At 41.4% G+C, this 16,313-nt stretch carries 17 protein-coding genes, 1 tRNA gene and 1 pseudogene; 4 read left to right on the plus strand and 15 right to left on the minus strand.

Annotation, left to right across the window (positions count from 1 at the left end; all coding sequences use genetic code 11):
* Nucleotides 1–76: 76 nt before the first annotated feature.
* Nucleotides 77–451: a DUF3783 domain-containing protein gene (locus tag DWW33_RS07190; protein ID WP_158565790.1), complete on the plus strand. Its 375-nt coding sequence runs from the start codon at nucleotides 77–79 to the stop codon at nucleotides 449–451.
* On the opposite strand, the gene DWW33_RS15560 is transcribed toward DWW33_RS07190, so the two are convergent.
* The 4 genes from DWW33_RS15560 to DWW33_RS07205 are packed head-to-tail and all read right to left on the minus strand — an operon-like array spanning nucleotide 448 to nucleotide 1,990.
* A complete protein-coding gene (locus tag DWW33_RS15560; protein WP_147343693.1) occupies nucleotides 448–651 on the minus strand; it encodes a hypothetical protein in 204 nt (67 codons plus the stop codon). The genes DWW33_RS07190 and DWW33_RS15560 overlap by 4 nt on opposite strands.
* Nucleotides 578–907 carry a hypothetical protein gene (locus tag DWW33_RS07195; RefSeq protein WP_117947678.1) on the minus strand — a complete coding sequence of 110 codons (330 nt, stop codon included), beginning with the start codon at nucleotides 905–907 and terminating at the stop codon, nucleotides 578–580. Before DWW33_RS07195 ends, DWW33_RS15560 begins: the two co-directional genes overlap by 74 nt.
* Nucleotides 891–1,484 (minus strand): M48 family metallopeptidase, encoded by a 594-nt coding sequence (locus DWW33_RS07200; protein WP_117699161.1) that lies wholly within the window; start codon nucleotides 1,482–1,484, stop codon nucleotides 891–893. The genes DWW33_RS07195 and DWW33_RS07200 overlap by 17 nt, the downstream gene beginning before the upstream one ends.
* 56 nt (nucleotides 1,485–1,540) lie before the next feature.
* Nucleotides 1,541–1,990, minus strand: coding sequence for a hypothetical protein (locus tag DWW33_RS07205; protein WP_117947679.1), 450 nt, complete (start codon nucleotides 1,988–1,990; stop codon nucleotides 1,541–1,543).
* 111 nt (nucleotides 1,991–2,101) lie between these two features.
* Between DWW33_RS07205 and DWW33_RS07210 the strand changes: the two genes are divergently transcribed.
* Nucleotides 2,102–2,174, plus strand: a tRNA-Gly gene (locus tag DWW33_RS07210).
* A gap of 312 nt (nucleotides 2,175–2,486) precedes the next feature.
* On the opposite strand, the pseudogene DWW33_RS07215 reads toward DWW33_RS07210, so the two are convergent.
* The 5 genes and pseudogenes from DWW33_RS07215 to hisA form a co-directional block, all read right to left on the minus strand.
* A pseudogene (locus DWW33_RS07215) lies at nucleotides 2,487–2,902 on the minus strand (GH36-type glycosyl hydrolase domain-containing protein); the annotation flags it as partial.
* 75 nt (nucleotides 2,903–2,977) lie between these two features.
* Nucleotides 2,978–4,192 (minus strand): LL-diaminopimelate aminotransferase, encoded by a 1,215-nt coding sequence (locus DWW33_RS07220; RefSeq protein WP_117841815.1) that lies wholly within the window; start codon nucleotides 4,190–4,192, stop codon nucleotides 2,978–2,980.
* A 56-nt stretch (nucleotides 4,193–4,248) separates the two neighbouring features.
* On the minus strand, nucleotides 4,249–4,797 hold the full coding sequence (locus tag DWW33_RS07225) for an ANTAR domain-containing response regulator (protein WP_117698948.1): 549 nt from the start codon (nucleotides 4,795–4,797) through the stop codon (nucleotides 4,249–4,251).
* Nucleotides 4,798–4,830: 33 nt separating this feature from the next.
* Nucleotides 4,831–6,159 (minus strand): type I glutamate--ammonia ligase, encoded by a 1,329-nt coding sequence (gene glnA / locus DWW33_RS07230; RefSeq protein WP_118639175.1) that lies wholly within the window; start codon nucleotides 6,157–6,159, stop codon nucleotides 4,831–4,833.
* Between the two features lie 19 nt (nucleotides 6,160–6,178).
* Entirely contained in the window at nucleotides 6,179–6,958 is a 780-nt protein-coding gene (hisA, locus tag DWW33_RS07235; protein ID WP_118639176.1) for a phosphoribosylformimino-5-aminoimidazole carboxamide ribotide isomerase, read from the minus strand.
* 202 nt (nucleotides 6,959–7,160) lie between these two features.
* Between hisA and guaB the strand changes: the two genes are divergently transcribed.
* Nucleotides 7,161–8,618: an IMP dehydrogenase gene (gene guaB, locus DWW33_RS07240; RefSeq protein WP_022244357.1), complete on the plus strand. Its 1,458-nt coding sequence runs from the start codon at nucleotides 7,161–7,163 to the stop codon at nucleotides 8,616–8,618.
* A 125-nt stretch (nucleotides 8,619–8,743) separates the two neighbouring features.
* Here the strand turns inward: guaB and DWW33_RS07245 are convergent, their stop codons facing one another.
* From DWW33_RS07245 to spoVAD, 3 genes are all read right to left on the minus strand, one after another.
* Complete coding sequence (locus tag DWW33_RS07245) at nucleotides 8,744–9,124, minus strand: hypothetical protein (protein WP_197420834.1); 381 nt, start codon at nucleotides 9,122–9,124, stop codon at nucleotides 8,744–8,746.
* A 79-nt stretch (nucleotides 9,125–9,203) separates the two neighbouring features.
* Entirely contained in the window at nucleotides 9,204–9,560 is a 357-nt protein-coding gene (spoVAE, locus tag DWW33_RS07250; RefSeq protein WP_117841811.1) for a stage V sporulation protein AE, read from the minus strand.
* Nucleotides 9,561–9,630: 70 nt separating this feature from the next.
* On the minus strand, nucleotides 9,631–10,644 hold the full coding sequence (spoVAD, locus tag DWW33_RS07255) for a stage V sporulation protein AD (protein WP_118639177.1): 1,014 nt from the start codon (nucleotides 10,642–10,644) through the stop codon (nucleotides 9,631–9,633).
* Between the two features lie 68 nt (nucleotides 10,645–10,712).
* Between spoVAD and DWW33_RS07260 the strand changes: the two genes are divergently transcribed.
* Nucleotides 10,713–11,606: a hypothetical protein gene (locus tag DWW33_RS07260; RefSeq protein WP_022244353.1), complete on the plus strand. Its 894-nt coding sequence runs from the start codon at nucleotides 10,713–10,715 to the stop codon at nucleotides 11,604–11,606.
* A gap of 360 nt (nucleotides 11,607–11,966) precedes the next feature.
* Here DWW33_RS07260 and DWW33_RS07265 read toward each other — a convergent pair whose 3' ends face one another.
* The 3 genes from DWW33_RS07265 to DWW33_RS15665 all read right to left on the minus strand — a co-directional run bounded on the left by DWW33_RS07265 (nucleotide 11,967) and on the right by DWW33_RS15665 (nucleotide 16,199).
* The gene (locus DWW33_RS07265) at nucleotides 11,967–12,491 is read right to left on the minus strand and encodes a SpoVA/SpoVAEb family sporulation membrane protein (RefSeq protein ID WP_118639178.1); all 525 of its coding nucleotides are present in this window, start codon (nucleotides 12,489–12,491) and stop codon (nucleotides 11,967–11,969) included.
* 111 nt (nucleotides 12,492–12,602) lie between these two features.
* Nucleotides 12,603–13,664 (minus strand): iron-containing alcohol dehydrogenase family protein, encoded by a 1,062-nt coding sequence (locus tag DWW33_RS07270; protein ID WP_117841808.1) that lies wholly within the window; start codon nucleotides 13,662–13,664, stop codon nucleotides 12,603–12,605.
* Between the two features lie 315 nt (nucleotides 13,665–13,979).
* Nucleotides 13,980–16,199: a methyl-accepting chemotaxis protein gene (locus tag DWW33_RS15665; RefSeq protein WP_118639179.1), complete on the minus strand. Its 2,220-nt coding sequence runs from the start codon at nucleotides 16,197–16,199 to the stop codon at nucleotides 13,980–13,982.
* Between the last annotated feature and the right edge of the window lie 114 nt (nucleotides 16,200–16,313).

The raw sequence follows: 16,313 nt of genomic DNA on the forward strand, positions 1-16,313 counted from the left end.
TTTTCCCCCGGAAACCTTATACTTTATGGCTGAATGGCAGATTTTTTCTACCTCTTTAAGAAAGGAGTTTTCCCTTATGCATCCAGTTTTATTATTTTACAATTTAGAAAACAGCAAAGGCAGAACATTAAAAATGCTCTGCCTCCGGTTAAAAATAAAAATCCGTATTATCACCAAAGAACAATATAACCAGACTTTAGGTGCCCTCGCAGGGATTGATGGCTTCCCTTTGAAAGAAGAGGTCTATACCGGCGATGGTTTCACCGACGAAATGCTGGTATTCAAAGGCTTTGATAATGCTCTTTTAGACCGTTTCCTGGTGGAATTAAAAAAGCTTCATCTTACCAGAATCGGTCTGAAAGCCGTTCTCACGGAGCACAATATCAACTGGGATTCCATTGCACTTCATGAAGAACTCTTAGCGGAAGATAAGAAAATGCATGAAAATTAATCTTCTCCTGCAATTTCTATGGTGTATGCTGCCCGGAAGCATGCACCCTGTGCTAACGCATGTCCCCATTCCCTTTCTTCCAAACTTCCGTTAAAATCCTCTTTATCGCATCTTCCAAACCAAGGTTCAATGGCTGCATATGGTACATTCTTCTTCTCTGCTGACCAGAGTCCAAATAACGTAGCTTCCGGGAAATACACATTTTTCCTTGCCGGTATTCTTAATGTTCCATGTGATTTCCAGTCTGTTGCCATTCATATGATAGATTAATTCCATCTCATAAGTCTTTTCCTGATAATGATAGACTCCGTCTTTTAAGCTTCCAACAATCGGAAACAGATTTGGTGCACTCCGTTTGTAATACTCCGGATTGCTGCACCACATGTACTCAATGTTACTTTTCTTTCCAAGCACAGATTTCAGTTCTGCCCCAAGAGACTCAACTTCCACCTTCATGCTCGCGTTTTCCATGGAATAACGCATATTCTCTCAACCTTTTTTCTCGTATTCTATGATCTGACATCACAGTATCCAGCACCTGATAAAATCGTCTGCTGTGATTTGCTTCTACCAGGTGTGCCAGTTCATGAGCAGCAACATATTCTGCGCATTCTAACGGAAGGTCTGCCAGTACTTTATTCAAAGTAATGGATGCCTTTGCCTTGCAGCAGCTCCCATAGCGGCTGGTCATGCTGCGGAATCTGACCGTTGGCATAGAAATATGATAAGCCTGAAACAATTCATACTCCCTCAGCAGTATATCTCTTAAATACTGCTCTTTCTGCCGGTTCCACTCCAGTGCATCCACATCTATCCTCTGCTGATTTGCAAGCTTCTTTTGCATCATGCGGATCCACTCCGCCTTGCTCTGCACAAATGCATCCACTTTCTTTTTGCTCATGCGATAGGGCATCGTTACTGTCACTACGCCATTGGCTTTTACCCGGATGATAATATTCTTTACTTTTTTTGGTGTCAGTTCATATTGTATTGTATTCTCCATTCCATTATTATAGCTTTCTGGTGCAGGCACTGACAAGCCTTTTTCTTGTTTTCCTTTTGCTATTTCTGTCGTATCATTTTATACTGTTACTCCGCCTCTGTCTCCGGGGCAGCCGCTGCTTTTCCCAGGGCATCATCAATGGCGTGAATCAGCACCATGGACGTATACTGGTTATCATCGGAATAGCTGAGATTATCCGTTGACTGATTTTCATATATCTGTTCTTTCAAATTATCCAGTGCCGGCTGCATCAACGGATACATTGCGGTTACAGTTTCATCGAGATTTACCAGCGAAATGGAATTGATTTTATTCTCATCCACCACAACCTCCACATCCACGGTTTTATCATTAAATATGATGGAAGACGTATATACCCCTGCCACATATTTCATGGTCTCCCGGCTCTCCTCATCTTTATCCGGAGAAAACATATAGACCAACAATAATACCAGTAATATTCCAAGTACCGCAAAAATTCCTGTGTAAATCAGTTCCTTCATATGAAGCACTACAATCTTTGTCTTTGCACTCAAGGGAGTCCTCCTGCTTTCTTGCTTATTGTATTTTATGTGAAAACTTTTCTAATATTACACTTGACAAACCCTTTTTCTTATAGTATAGTAAGTTTCGTGTTCAGCACAAATGCGATAGTGGCGTAGTTGGTAACGCGCGACCTTGCCAAGGTCGAGACCGCGGGTTCGAGCCCCGTCTATCGCTCTATTTTTTGGGATGCTGTAAGCCTTGATTTATGCGGGTTTACAGCATTTTTCTAATTCTTAAATTCTTGCTTTCTTAACCAGATTTTCGCTATTTTGGGTTAAGAAAATGTCTTTCATTTAATGCCTGTTTTGCAACCGCTAAATTTGTTCCTACATAATAGTTCTTTTCTGCAACCTTTGGTGTGTTTCCAAATATGGTTGATGCTAAAATAATGTTTCCGTTTGTCGCATTTATTACTTCCGTAAGAAGGTTTTTTAGGAAAAGAATACTTTGATAAAATTTTTAACCTTTCTGTCATTTCATGTGCCAATCGTACATCTTCGGGTAAAATTTTATCTTAACAACTAAGGTCTGCTCTGCTGCAATTCCTTTGTAATCACAGCTGTATTTGGAATAACTCATTCCATGACGGCAGGTATATTTTGCTTCATCCAGTGATTTGCCAACCGGCTGCCAGGAAACACTCCAGTAATCTCCGTCTTCTTCATCGCGGATATATACATAATGTCCCGGACGATCCATTGGAACTCCATTCGCCCGGAATCTTGTTACACGATGATACTCCGGTGTCTTGTAAAACATATAGCCCCCGCTGTATGATTTACGACCACACAGGTATCTTTTACGCCAAGGTAGTTTGTTCAGGATGCCGGCAAATCCACCCGGTCAATTACATATTCTCTTTTCTCATTGTCAAAATGTCCGTATTGCCTGTTATATCGGATGCCAAAAAGGGACAGCAATTAAAATCACTGTCCCTTCCATATTTCCATATTTTCGTATTTCCTTATGATACTGACTTATAATGCCTTAATTCTCTCTAATGCTGCAACTGAATTCTCATATGTTCCGAATGCTGTCAGTCTGAAGTATCCTTCTCCGCTTGGTCCGAATCCGGATCCCGGTGTTCCTACTACATTGGCATTTTCTAAGAGGTAATCAAAGAAATCCCAGGATGTCATCTGCTCCGGTGTCTTTAACCAGATATATGGTGCATTTACACCACCGAATACTTCGAAGCCTGCTTCTTTCAGACCGCTCTTAATTACGCTTGCATTTTTCATGTAATATGCAACCTGTTCTTTTAACTGTGCTTTTCCAGCTTCGGAATATACTGCTTCACCGGCACGCTGTACGATATAAGGTGCGCCGTTGAATTTGGTGCCGTGACGTCTTGCCCACATATCATGTAAAGATACGCCATTGCATTTCAAATCCTTTGGTACTACAGTATATCCAAGACGTACTCCGGTAAATCCTGCATTCTTTGAAAAGCTCTTAATCTCGATGGCACAGGTCTGTGCTCCTTCACATTCGTAAATCGTATGAGCCACATCTGCTTCTGAAATGTATGCTTCATAAGCACCATCATAGATAATCAGTGCGCCTTCTTTATTGGCATAATCTACCCATTCCTGTAACTGTGCTTTGGTGATGGTTGTTCCTGTCGGGTTATTTGGCAGGCACAGATAAATTACATCTGGTGTCTCCTTCGGGAATTCCGGCACGAAATTATTTTCTCTGGTACATGGCATATAAATTACATTGCTCCACATCTGGGTATCCGGGTTATATGTACCGGTTCTTCCAGCCATAACATTGGAATCCACATATACCGGGTATACCGGGTCACATACAGCAATTCTTACATCCGGTCCGAATAATTCCTGAATATTTCCAGAATCACTCTTTGCTCCATCGGATACGAAAATTTCATCTGCTTCGATTGCACATCCTCTTGCCTGATAATCATTTTTTACAATAGCATTACGCAGGAAATCATATCCCAAATCCGGTGCATATCCATGGAAGGTTGCAGGATCTGCCATCTCATCAACTGCCTTATGTAAAGCCTCAATAATTGCCGGAGCGATTGGCTGGGTAACATCCCCGATTCCAAGACGGATGATGTTCTTATCCGGATTTGCCTGGGTAAATGCATTTACCTTTTTGGCAATGGTACTGAATAAATAGCTTCCTGGTAATTTCTGGTAGTTTTCATTAATCTGATACATAATATCTCCTTTTCTTCTCTCTAAATAATCTACTATATTTAACCTATTTTTCATACTTATGCATGCATAAGGCTCAAAATCATCTGTGCCGTCTCGATGAGTCCGGTTCCATTATCCATACTCCGTTTCTGGATATACCGGTGTGCTTCTTCTTCACTCATGTTATTCCGTACCATCAGAAGTTCTTTGGCATCCTGTAACATGCGTTTTTCCTCTTCGCTCCGTACCTTCGGTTCCATACGCCGTTTCTTACGCATTCTGGTAATAGTATAAGACATGGTCTCTACCGTCTGTATCAGTTCGTGCACCTTAAGCGGCATGGAAAGGCACATAATATCAGCAACTTCGTGCTCATTGCAGATATCCGGCGAAGCAACGAGAAGCATCTGAAATGTAGCAGGAATATATTCATGCAGTTCAGTATACATCATGTCCACAAATCTTGGACTGCAGACCAATATACCTCCATCTAACGAATTCGCATACTGCAATGCCTGAGCCCCTGTTGTGACTGCTGCATCTACATGAAATCCACTGCGCACAAGTATATTTTTTATACTTTTGGCGTTTTCTATCTTAGGGAATGCAACAATAACATTAATCAAGTTCTTATCTCCTGTAGCATTTTCTTACATCAACTAAATCTTATACAGATACTCATCAATCTCCCACTGTGTCACCTGGGCTCTGTAGTCCGCCCACTCAGCCTTCTTGGCTTCTGCATATTTCTCTGTAATATGTGGTCCTAAAACCCCTTTGATATAATCATCGTGTTCGAACTCTTCGATTGCTTCCATTAAATCTCCCGGAAGTGATTCAATACCCTTTTCCACTTTCCTGGAAAGTCTCATTTCAAATACATTTTCTCTTACCTCTTCCGGCGGCATAATCTTATTTTCAATTCCATCTAAGCCTGCTGCAAGGCATACTGCCAATGCCAGATATGGATTGGCTGCCGGATCCGGACATCTTAATTCCACCCTGGTTCCTGCCCCTCTGGATGCCGGAATACGAATCAGCGGACTGCGGTTCGTTGCAGACCATGCAATGTAAATCGGTGCTTCATAGCCCGGAACCAGTCTCTTATAAGAATTTATCAGTGGGTTGGTGATAGCGGACATACCTTTCATATGTTTCATTATTCCGCCAATGAAATAATATGCTTCTTTGCTCAAACCAAGTTCACCGGATGGGTCATCAAATATATTTTTTCCATTCTGGGAAAGTGACATATTAATATGCATGCCGGAACCGTTGATTCCATATTTTGGCTTTGGCATAAAGCTTGCAAATAAGCCATGACGCTTTGCAATGGTCTTAACTGCCAGTTTAAAAGTCATAATCTTATCGGCTGTTGCCAATGCTTCATCATAACGGAAATCAATTTCATGCTGTGCTGGTGCTACTTCATGATGGGATGCCTCGATTTCAAATCCCATATCCTCTAAGGTCAGCACCATATCACGTCTTGCATTTTCACCTAAGTCTACCGGTCCTAAGTCAAAGTATCCTGCTTTCTCATGGGAAATGGTTGTAGGCTGGCCATTGTCATCGGTATGGAATAAGAAGAATTCGCACTCTGGTCCTACATCAAAGGTATAGCCCATCTTTGCTGCACGCGTAATCTCTTTCCGCAATATGTATCTTGGGTCTCCTTCGAAAGGTGTTCCGTCTGCACAATAAACGTCACAGATAATTCTTGCAACTTTTCCCTGCTGTGGTCTCCATGGGAAAATAGTAAATGTGTCTAAATCCGGGTAGAGATACATATCGGACTCCTCAATCCGGACAAAGCCTTCTATGGATGAACCGTCAAACATACACTGATTATTCAGTGCCTTCTCTAACTGACTTCGTGTGATTGCCACATTTTTTAAGGTTCCAAACATATCCGTAAACTGAAGCCGGATAAATTCCACATCTTCTTCATCTGCCATACGGATAATATCCTGTTTTGTATACTTCATACTGCCGCTCTCCTTTTCCTTATACTTGATTTATATACTGCAGAACCTCTTTATATGCCATTCTGCCGCCAAACAGGTCTAATGCACTGCCTATCGTCACATTAAGCCTGCCTTTTCCATGTTCTTTTAACTGCTTTAAATCTTCAAAACTGCCGACTCCTCCAGCATATGTAATTGGAATTCTGCCCCAGTCTCCCAACATTTCTGCCAGTGGGACTTCAATGCCGGATGCTTTTCCCTCTACATCTACTGCATGTACTAAAAATTCATCCGCATATTCCTTTAATTTATCTAATAACTCCGGCGTGATTTTCTCTTCGGTAAATTTCTGCCAGCGGTCTGTCACTATATAGTAGTCGCCATCTTTTTTCCGGCAGCTCAAATCCAGAACCAGGTGCTCTTTTCCTACTGCTGCAAGAATTTTCTCCAGATTATTATAATTTACTTTTCCATCCTTAAATACATAGGATGTCACAATTACATGACTGGCTCCTGCCTCAATAAATTCTTTCGCATTCTCTGCATGAATGCCGCCGCCAACCTGCATACCGCCCGGATAGGTGCGAAGTGCAAGCAGTGCCTGACGTTTCGTTTCTTTATAATAAGAACTGTCTGCCGGATTCAGCAGAATGATATGTCCGCCACGAATCTTATCTTTTTTATAAAATTCTGCAAAATAAGCGGCATCCTGCTCCGCCACAAAATTCTCTTTTGCCTGATTTCCTTCATCCTTAAGACTTCCGCCCACAATCTGCTTGACCTTGCCATTATGGATGTCTATGCACGGTCGAAATTCCATCCTTTTTCCCCCTCTGTTTGAAAAAAGGACAACGTTCACCCTTGGTTGACCCCGTTGTCCGTCTAAAAGAATAACATATTTTTATATAAAATGGAATAGTTGTTTTAACAATTGACAGTATATTATTTTTTTGCTAGAATTGAGAAATTAAAGGCTTTATTATATTACACACTTTTTAATAAGAAAGAGAGGAAACGAGAAAATGGGTAAAATTATCGGCGAAGGAATTACATTTGATGATGTTTTGCTGGTTCCTGCATATTCGGAAGTTACTCCTAATATGATTGATCTTACCACATACCTGACTAAGAAAATCAAATTAAACATTCCAATGATGAGTGCTGGAATGGACACAGTAACTGAACATCGCATGGCAATAGCTATGGCAAGACAGGGTGGTATCGGAATCATCCACAAAAACATGTCTATCGAGGCTCAGGCGGAGGAAGTGGACAAGGTAAAACGTTCCGAAAATGGAGTTATCACAGACCCATTTTTCTTATCCCCAGATCATACATTAGCTGACGCAGAAGATTTAATGCACAACTTCCGCATCTCCGGAGTTCCTATTACAGAAAACGGAAAATTAGTCGGCATCATCACCAATCGCGATTTAAAATTCGAAACAGATTATACAAAGAAAATTAAAGAAAGCATGACTTCCGAAGGTCTTATTACTGCTCCGGAAGGAATCACATTAGACGAAGCGAAAAAAATTCTCGCTAAGGCAAGAAAAGAAAAGCTTCCAATTGTAGATAAAGATTTTCACTTAAAAGGCCTTATCACAATCAAAGATATTGAAAAACAGATTAAATATCCATTATCCGCAAAGGATGACCAGGGCAGACTGCTTTGTGGTGCTGCTGTTGGTATTACTGCTAACATGATGGACCGTATCGATGCACTGGTAAAATCCCATGTCGATGTAATCGTTGTAGATTCCGCACATGGACATTCCTTAAATATCTTAAATGCAGTTAAGAAAATCAAAGCTGCTTATCCTGATCTTCAGGTTATCGCAGGTAACGTAGCAACCGGTGAAGCAACCAGGTCTTTAATTGAAGCTGGTGCTGATGCTGTTAAGGTTGGTATCGGACCTGGTTCTATCTGTACTACCCGTGTGGTTGCAGGTATCGGTGTTCCTCAGATTACTGCTGTCATGGATGCCTTTGCAGTTGCAAAAGAATATGGTATTCCAATCATCGCCGATGGTGGTATCAAGTACTCCGGAGACATGACCAAGGCTTTAGCTGCCGGTGGTAATGTATGTATGATGGGAAGTATGTTCGCAGGATGTGACGAAGCTCCTGGAACCTTCGAATTATATCAGGGAAGAAAATACAAAGTTTACCGTGGTATGGGTTCTCTTGCAGCTATGGAAAATGGAAGCAAAGACCGTTACTTCCAGGAAGGTGCTAAGAAACTTGTTCCGGAAGGTGTTGAAGGACGTGTGGCTTACAAGGGAAGTCTTGAAGATACCGTATTCCAGTTAATCGGTGGTATCCGTTCCGGTATGGGTTACTGCGGATGTCCTACTATTCCAGAATTACAGGAAAGAGGCCGTTTCGTTAAGATTACTGCTGCTTCCTTAAAGGAAAGTCATCCACATGACATTCATATCACAAAAGAAGCACCAAACTACAGTATTGATGACAAATAAGTTTTTCACCAAGAGAAACAATTTTATATGAGTCATCGTGGTACTCATATTATACAAAACAGGATTGAAAACTTTTCATTGAGTTTTCAATCCTGTTTTTTTCATTTAAAAATCTTTATTCAAAACTATCTTGCTGTTTTTGCATTATTACCATTTCCATTGGTTCCGGTTGTTGCATCATCCACAGCATCTTTAATTCCGGTTCCGGCATCATCTACTGCATCATCCACACCATCTACAATATCTTCTGCACCATCTACTACTCCGTCTGTCACATCATTTACCACACCGTCGCCGTTATCTCCATTGTTTGTGGTATTGTCACGATTATTCTTGTCATTTGTGTTATTCTTATTGTCTGTGTCATTCTTATTGGTAGTATTGTTACTTCCTGCTCCGTTTTCCGTGGTATTTTCCTCATTTCCATTCCTATTACCACAGGCTGCCATGCTGCCAAAGAGGCACACTACCATCATGGTCAACACCAGTTTTCTTAATTTCTTCATGTTCAATATCTCCTTTTTATTGATTTCAAGTTTATTGTTTCCAACCTATCCTTTTCTATGCATCTTCTGTGTGGATTTTCTACTTTCTCATCTTTGGTTCAAATATCAGGGATGCCAGATAGGCAAATACCAATGCAGCAGAGATTCCTACCGCCGTTGCCGTAAATCCACCCATGAAGATTCCGATAAATCCATTGGCATCAACTGCTTCCTTAATTCCCTTAAACAGCGTATTGCCAAAGCCTAACAATGGCACCGATGCTCCCGCCCCTGCAAATTCCACGAAAGGCGGATATACACCGATTGCTCCCAAAACAGCTCCGGAACATACCAATAGCACCATAATCCGTCCCGGCTGCATTTTCGTCTTTTCCATTAAAATCTGGCAGAGGGCACATATCAGGCCTCCTACCCAGAATGCATTCACATAATCCATGTGTTCTTTTCCTTTCTTCCATCATTCTTATCAAAACTATTATTACTTTTTATTATCTACCAGGCTTTTGTTACGGCACATACTCAAGCATTACTCCATGGGCAATTCCCGGTACATTTTTCCCTTCGTTATAACTTACTGTGGAAAGCAATGCTCCGGTTGGCACAAATAACACCTTTTTCCATTCCCCTGAAATAATCTTCGGAAGATAATAGGCAGATAAAACAGAAGCACTGCAGCCACAGCCACTTCCGCCAGCATCCGTATCCTGTTCTTTTGCATCAAAAATTTCGATTCCACAGTCTGAATGATTGTTCTCGATGTCATAGCCCTTTTTCTTTAGCAAATCAAATAGGATTTCCTGTCCGACAGTTCCTAAATCCCCAGTTATAATGCGGTCATATTCTTCCGGCTGACTTCCAAAATCCGCAAAATGTGCAGCTATGGTGTCTGCCGCTGCCGGTGCCATCGCTGCTCCCATATTTAAGGAATCATGAATTCCATAGTCCACAATTTTTCCGGTGGTGATTCCACTGATTTTTACATGAGTCCGTTGGGTGGACAATACATAGGCACCACTTCCAGTAACCGTCCAGGTAGCCGACATGGGACGCTGATTCCCATATTCCAGCGGAAATCGGAACTGTTTCTCCGCGCTGGCAAAATGACTGGACGTAATCGTCAGGACATTTTCCGCAAATCCTGCCGCCACACACATCGCTCCAAGTGACATGGATTCCCCTGCCGTGGAGCAGGCGCCATACACTCCAAACAATGGAATTTCAAAATCAAGAAGTCCAAAGGATGTTGCTATGGTCTGCCCCAATAGGTCTCCTGCAAAAATATAACGGATTTCTTCCGGCGCAAGCCCTGCTTTTCCCAATGCCAGGGTTGCTGCTTCCTTCTGCAAGGTACTTTCTGCTTCCTCCCATGACTCACATCCAAATTTGTCATCATTTCCAATCACATCAAAATACTCTCCCAGCGGTCCTTCACCTTCTTTCTTTCCGACCACCGATGCCGAATTTAAAATAAAAGGAGTCTTCGCAAAGCGAAGACTCTGTTTTCCCTTTACCTCAGACATGTCATCACTCCTTTTTGTGATTAGCATGTCCAGGTTCTGACATTTTATGTATTTTTCAGAAATTTTTCATGTTTCTTTTCTTTACTTCTATCTACGGTTATGCTGTAATAAATCCATGGCAGCAATTAATTTCAACATTTTTCAATATTTCCATTGAACTTTTTGAGAAAGGAGAAACTGACATCTATAATAAACTATTATCTCATTATAAGAATCTTACGGAGCAAATCTCTGCCATTCAGGATGAACTTTCCACTCTGCCACCCGGCACTCTTTATTGTACCCACAATGGCAACTATACCAAGTGGTATCATCAACTTCTATCCCAACAGTTTTATATTCCCAAGAAAGAGAAAAATTTTGCTCAAGTCATGGCCCGGAAAAAATATTTAGAACTAAAACTGCAGTCCCTCTCTTTTGAGCGACAGACAATCCGCACCTGTATTGACACCCTTGCCTCACATCCTTCTAAAATTGAAACTCTTTTTCAAGAATCTTCTCCCTATTGTGAATTATTTCACACTGTCCTCCAACCCATTTCCACAGAATTAAATCAATGGATGAATGCTGATTTTGAATACAATATCAAATACCCGGAACAACGGATTCACAAATCTGCTTCCGGTCTGATGGTCCGTTCCAAATCAGAAGCACTGATTGCAACACTGCTCTCACATAACCGTATTCCTTTTCGTTATGAATGTGCACTGTGTTTAGGCGAAACTACCCTGCACCCTGATTTCACGCTTCGTCATCCTAAAACAGGAGCATTTTATTACTGGGAGCATTTTGGTCTGATGGATTTTCCTTCTTATCGAAAGAATGTCTTTTCCAAGCTTCAGCTTTACACCGCACATAACATTATCCCATCCATTCAATTAATTACTACTTATGAAACAAGTGAGCATCCCTTTGATTCTGCTTATGCCGAGCAATTAATTCATTACTATTTTGGGGATTAGCGGGAAGCTGACTTTGTGAATTTGTTTTTCTTCTCCTTTTGGGCAAAACCCTCTTGTTTCTCAACGATTTTGCCCAATTTACCGCGGGACACGGCTCCTCTTCCTTGATAAAGTCTTGCTTTTCTACTTCTTTTGGGCAAAACACTCTTATTTCACAATGATTTTGCCCAATCTACCACCGAACACGGCTCCTCTTCCTTGGTGAAGTCTCTCTTTTCTACTTCTTTTGGGCAAAATTCTCTTGTTCCTCAACGATTTTGCCCAATTTACCGCGGGACACGACTCCTCTTCCTTGATAAAGTCTTGCTTTTCTACTTCTTTTGGGCAAAATTCTCTTGTTTTTGAACGATTTTGCCCAATTTACTTCGCTATCAGCTGATATATCCAGTATATGACCCCAAGTAGCCAGCTTGTAAAGATTCCATAAAGGATTACCGGACCCGCAATGGTAAAAATTTTGCAGCCAATACCAAAGACCTGACCTTCCTTTTTGAATTCGATGGCAGGAGCCGCCACTGAATTGGCAAATCCGGTAATTGGAACGAGGGCTCCTGCCCCGCCAAATTTTGCAATTGATGGATAAATATTAAGACCGGTAAGAATTACGCTCATGAGGACAAGGATCATACTGCACCAGCCGCCGGAAGTATCTTTATCCAGTCCTGCGTTCTGTGCAATATTTAAAATCACCTGGCCAATACAACAAATAATTCCGCCGGTCACAAATGCTTTTAACATTTTCAGGGCAAGATTATGCGTTGGTGTTACCTGCTTTACATATTCGTTATATGCCTGGTTTCTTTCCACAACATCCTGCTCCTGTACTGTTTTATTCAGATTTTCATTTTTTTGCCGCATATCTTTTTCTGATTCACTTTTTGCCATGCTAAAACCTTCCTAAATAATATAATATTTTTCTCTTAGTATGGCAAAACTTGTTTCTTTTATACATACACCGGCAGCTTCTTACGGATGCCCGGCAGTTCCTTATGAATGTCAGTCAACCAATATACGATTTAAGATTTCATCTTCTCTCACCAGGCGTTTTGCTTCTTCCCGGTATTTTTCTTCGTGAAGGTAAGTGTGACGGAATGGCTTAATAGACGGTGCCAAATCAATTGCCGCAAGGAAATCGCTCTTTTTCATCTGAAGTGTTGCTGCAAAATCAAAAAATCCGGTCTCTTCCAATACGGTCTGTACCCGCACATATCTGTGATTGTGCACCTTGCTCATGATATAGGTTGCAATACCGACCTGAATACCGTGTAACTGTGGCACTTCCAATAATTTGTCCAGTGCATGCGAAATCAGGTGCTCGCTTCCACTGGTCGGTGCGCTGCTTCCGGCAATTTCATTGGCAATTCCGCTCATGGCTAGAGAATCCACCAGTTCTTTTAAAAACAATTCATCCTTTATGCTCTGATATGGAGTCCGGACAAAACTGTTCACCGCTTTCTTCGCTATCATAACTGCAAAATCATTTACCGTGGAGTAACCACATTTTTCCTCATAAATCCAGTCATATAATGCTGTGATTTTTGAAATCATATCTCCGATACCGGAATAAATAAATTTCTCTGGTGCCGTGCGGATAATCTGCGTATCCACCACAATGCCATAAGCCAGTTTTGCCGGAACCGAAGTTCTCTTACCGTGCACCAAAAGGGATGCACTGGCACTGGAAAATCCATCACTGGAACTGGAGGTCGGAACGCTGATAAACGGAATGTTTCTTAAAAATGCGGCATATTTTCCAGCATCGATTACTTTTCCGCCACCAATTGAAATAACTGCCTGCGTTTTATTCGGCATGGAAAATGCAAGCGTTATAATATCATCGATATCAACGGTATCCAGTTCGCTATACTCCAACACTGTAATTTCTTCTTTTTTCAGTGATTCCATTACAGTCTCACCAAACATATCAATCAAACCATTTCCAAGAAAAATGACTACCTGCTTTAAGCCTTCTCCCTTTAAATAACTTCCCAGTTGATTTAACGTGCCATTTCCGACTTTCAGAATTGCCGGAACTGAAATTGCTTTTCCTGTCTGCATATTTATTTCTCCTCTTTTCTATCTCAACTTCTTAGCTTTCTCAAACTTTTGAAATACTCTGACTCTTATTATATGTATTCTATGCCATAATATCAAGCTCGCCCTGCAGAACCTGTCACTGGCAGCTTCTTACGGATTCTTTACGAAACAAAGAATGTGCCTTGGCACATTCCCGCGCCTGCGGCGGTCGCTTGCGACATCTACCTTATACGCCGCAGTGCGCATCCTCGCGGAGCGTTTTTTTACTTTACAGGAAAGCAATTTCCTGTAAAGTAAAAAACGGCAGCCAGAAACCTGACTGCCGAATTATATTCCTTACTGTACCTTGAAGATACTTACTGATGTATCCAGATCCTCTGCATCCATCTGAAGCCGTTTTACCGCATCATTTAATACTTCTACTGCCTGTAACTGTTTCTCTGTACTACGGGCAAGTTCTTCAGATGCAGATTCTGTCTGGTTAGAGGTCGTTGAAATACTTTCGATGGCATTCATGGTATCTTCTTTTGCCTGTTCGATGCCACCCACACTCTGGGTAATCTTCTCAACATCCTCTGCCAGCTTGCTTACCTGCTGACTGATATTCTTAAATACATCAACGGTATTATTCAATGCTTCTGTCTGGAATGCAACGCTCTCGCCTGCAAGTCCAGCTGTCTCGATGGTAGCTGCCAGACGTTCCTGAATATGATTGATAATCTCACCAATCTGATTACCCGCATTTCCGGACTGTTCTGCCAGTTTACGGATTTCTTCAGAAACTACTGCAAATCCTCTTCCTGCTTCACCGGCTCTCGCCGCCTCAATTGATGCATTTAAGGACAAAAGATTAGTCTGTTCTGCAATCTCATTGATTGTTCCGATGATGCTGTTAATTGCAATAGATTCTTTGTTCAGTTCTCTGATTTCCCGGATGATGGTCTCTGTTACTTCCGTTGTACCCTGAACTTTTTCACCAAGGTTTGCTACGATAACCATACCATTTTCAATTGCTCCCTGGGCTTCCTGGGCAATTTCGCTGATTTCATCAGTATTCTCATGTACAACATTGATTCTTTCTGCCAGACCATTCATCTGCTCCAGGCAGCTTTCCGTATCCTGTGCCTGCTGGGAAATACCACTGTTGATATAATCCACTGCTTCCGTGATATCCTTTGTTACTTCCAATAAAACTTCGGAGTTGGTTCCTACCTGGACTGCCGAATCAGAAACATGACCACTGACATTGGTCATCTTGAGAATCAGATCCTTCATACTGCCAATCATATTGGTAATGCTGGATGACAACACATTAAACTCATCCTTACGCTTCATGCTGATCTGTCCGGTCAAATCTCCATCGGAGGTCTTCTTTAAGACACGGTTAACCTTACGGATTGCTTTGGAAATTCCGCTTGCAAGAACGGAACCTACCACGATTGCAATAACTGCACATATTGCTACGGCAATTAACGTATATCTGAGAATCGCCTGTGCACCTGCCATAATCTCTTTCTGCGGAACCATGGCACATACCAGCATATTCGTACCTTCAATCCTGCTGTATGTAAACAGATAATCTGCGCCCTCATAAGACACTTCTTTAGAACCCTGCAGATTTTCTCCTGTTAATGCTTCCTGATAAAAGTCCGTATCTGTAAATTTTATATCACTATCTCCACTTAACACCTGGCTTCCATCCTCTAATACAAAGCCCTTGATGCTGTTATCACTAATCTGTGCATTGTCTAATATATCCTGGATAAAGCTTGTCTTAACATCAATGATGATATATCCAACAGATTTATTGCTATTATTCTTAAGAACGGTAACAAGAGATAATGCATACTCATCACTGTCATATCCGGTGACTTCATCAATGGCTGGGTGGCTGCTGATCCACATACTTCCCATGCCAATCTCAGACTCTACATTCTTTCCTTCTTCCGACTCAACAAACGCATTATATACATCTCCACGGATTGCACCCTTTTCACTGCATGCTGTTCCACTCTTCGCACAAACTATAATGTGATCGATGAATTTGTCTGCAGTAGATTCATTGCTCAATGCAACCTTTGCATCCATCAGCATAGACTCTGACTTTACTTCTGAACCTGTATAATAACTTGTAATTGCAGAATTAATAGAAAGACGTGTTGCCATCAGTTCAATATTCTCAAAACCAAGTCCGAGATACTCTTCCAATGTACCAACACTGGTATTTGCAGAAGCCTCGTATGTACTATTCAAGGTAGTACTGCACTTTGAATAAATCATAAAACCGATGATAACAAACAGGATAACCGGAATCATAAATGCCCCGATTAATTTTACCTGAATGCCACGAAGCCCCATTCCCTTATCCTTCGCAGCCTTTCTACTGTTGCCTGTTTTCTTCGGCTGTGGCTTTCTTTCCGTCTGTTTTGCCGGTCTTTCCTTCTTAATCCGTTCTTTCTTCGGTTTTCTTACCTTTTCTTTCTTTAACTTATCCTTTTTTGGTTTTACTTTCTTAAGTTTCTCTTTCTTTACTTCCAACTGCTTTCTTATCTTCATCCGTATTACCCCGTTTTTCCATTTGTAAGCATATCTTTCTCCCCGCTGTTTCTGTCCGCTCTTTACGTCTTCATTTGCATGGAAACGTTACCATATGATTTGCTTTATTCTAGC

It is taken from the genome of Roseburia sp. AF15-21 (assembly GCF_003479505.1).
GTDB lineage: Bacteria > Bacillota > Clostridia > Lachnospirales > Lachnospiraceae > Roseburia_C > Roseburia_C amylophila.

Bases quoted from the DNA above. Each gene is read 5' to 3' on its own strand.
- DWW33_RS07190 (WP_158565790.1), top strand. From the start codon at position 77: ATGCATCCAGTTTTATTATTTTACAATTTAGAAAACAGCAAAGGCAGA.
- DWW33_RS07195 (WP_117947678.1), bottom strand. From the start codon at position 907: ATGAAGGTGGAAGTTGAGTCTCTTGGGGCAGAACTGAAATCTGTGCTT.
- DWW33_RS07220 (WP_117841815.1), bottom strand. From the start codon at position 4,192: ATGTATCAGATTAATGAAAACTACCAGAAATTACCAGGAAGCTATTTA.
- glnA (WP_118639175.1), bottom strand. From the start codon at position 6,159: ATGAAGTATACAAAACAGGATATTATCCGTATGGCAGATGAAGAAGAT.
- hisA (WP_118639176.1), bottom strand. From the start codon at position 6,958: ATGGAATTTCGACCGTGCATAGACATCCATAATGGCAAGGTCAAGCAG.
- guaB (WP_022244357.1), top strand. From the start codon at position 7,161: ATGGGTAAAATTATCGGCGAAGGAATTACATTTGATGATGTTTTGCTG.
- DWW33_RS07245 (WP_197420834.1), bottom strand. From the start codon at position 9,124: ATGAAGAAATTAAGAAAACTGGTGTTGACCATGATGGTAGTGTGCCTC.
- spoVAE (WP_117841811.1), bottom strand. From the start codon at position 9,560: ATGGATTATGTGAATGCATTCTGGGTAGGAGGCCTGATATGTGCCCTC.
- spoVAD (WP_118639177.1), bottom strand. From the start codon at position 10,644: ATGTCTGAGGTAAAGGGAAAACAGAGTCTTCGCTTTGCGAAGACTCCT.
- DWW33_RS07260 (WP_022244353.1), top strand. From the start codon at position 10,713: ATGTTTCTTTTCTTTACTTCTATCTACGGTTATGCTGTAATAAATCCA.
- DWW33_RS07265 (WP_118639178.1), bottom strand. From the start codon at position 12,491: ATGGCAAAAAGTGAATCAGAAAAAGATATGCGGCAAAAAAATGAAAAT.
- DWW33_RS07270 (WP_117841808.1), bottom strand. From the start codon at position 13,664: ATGCAGACAGGAAAAGCAATTTCAGTTCCGGCAATTCTGAAAGTCGGA.
- DWW33_RS15665 (WP_118639179.1), bottom strand. From the start codon at position 16,199: ATGAAGATAAGAAAGCAGTTGGAAGTAAAGAAAGAGAAACTTAAGAAA.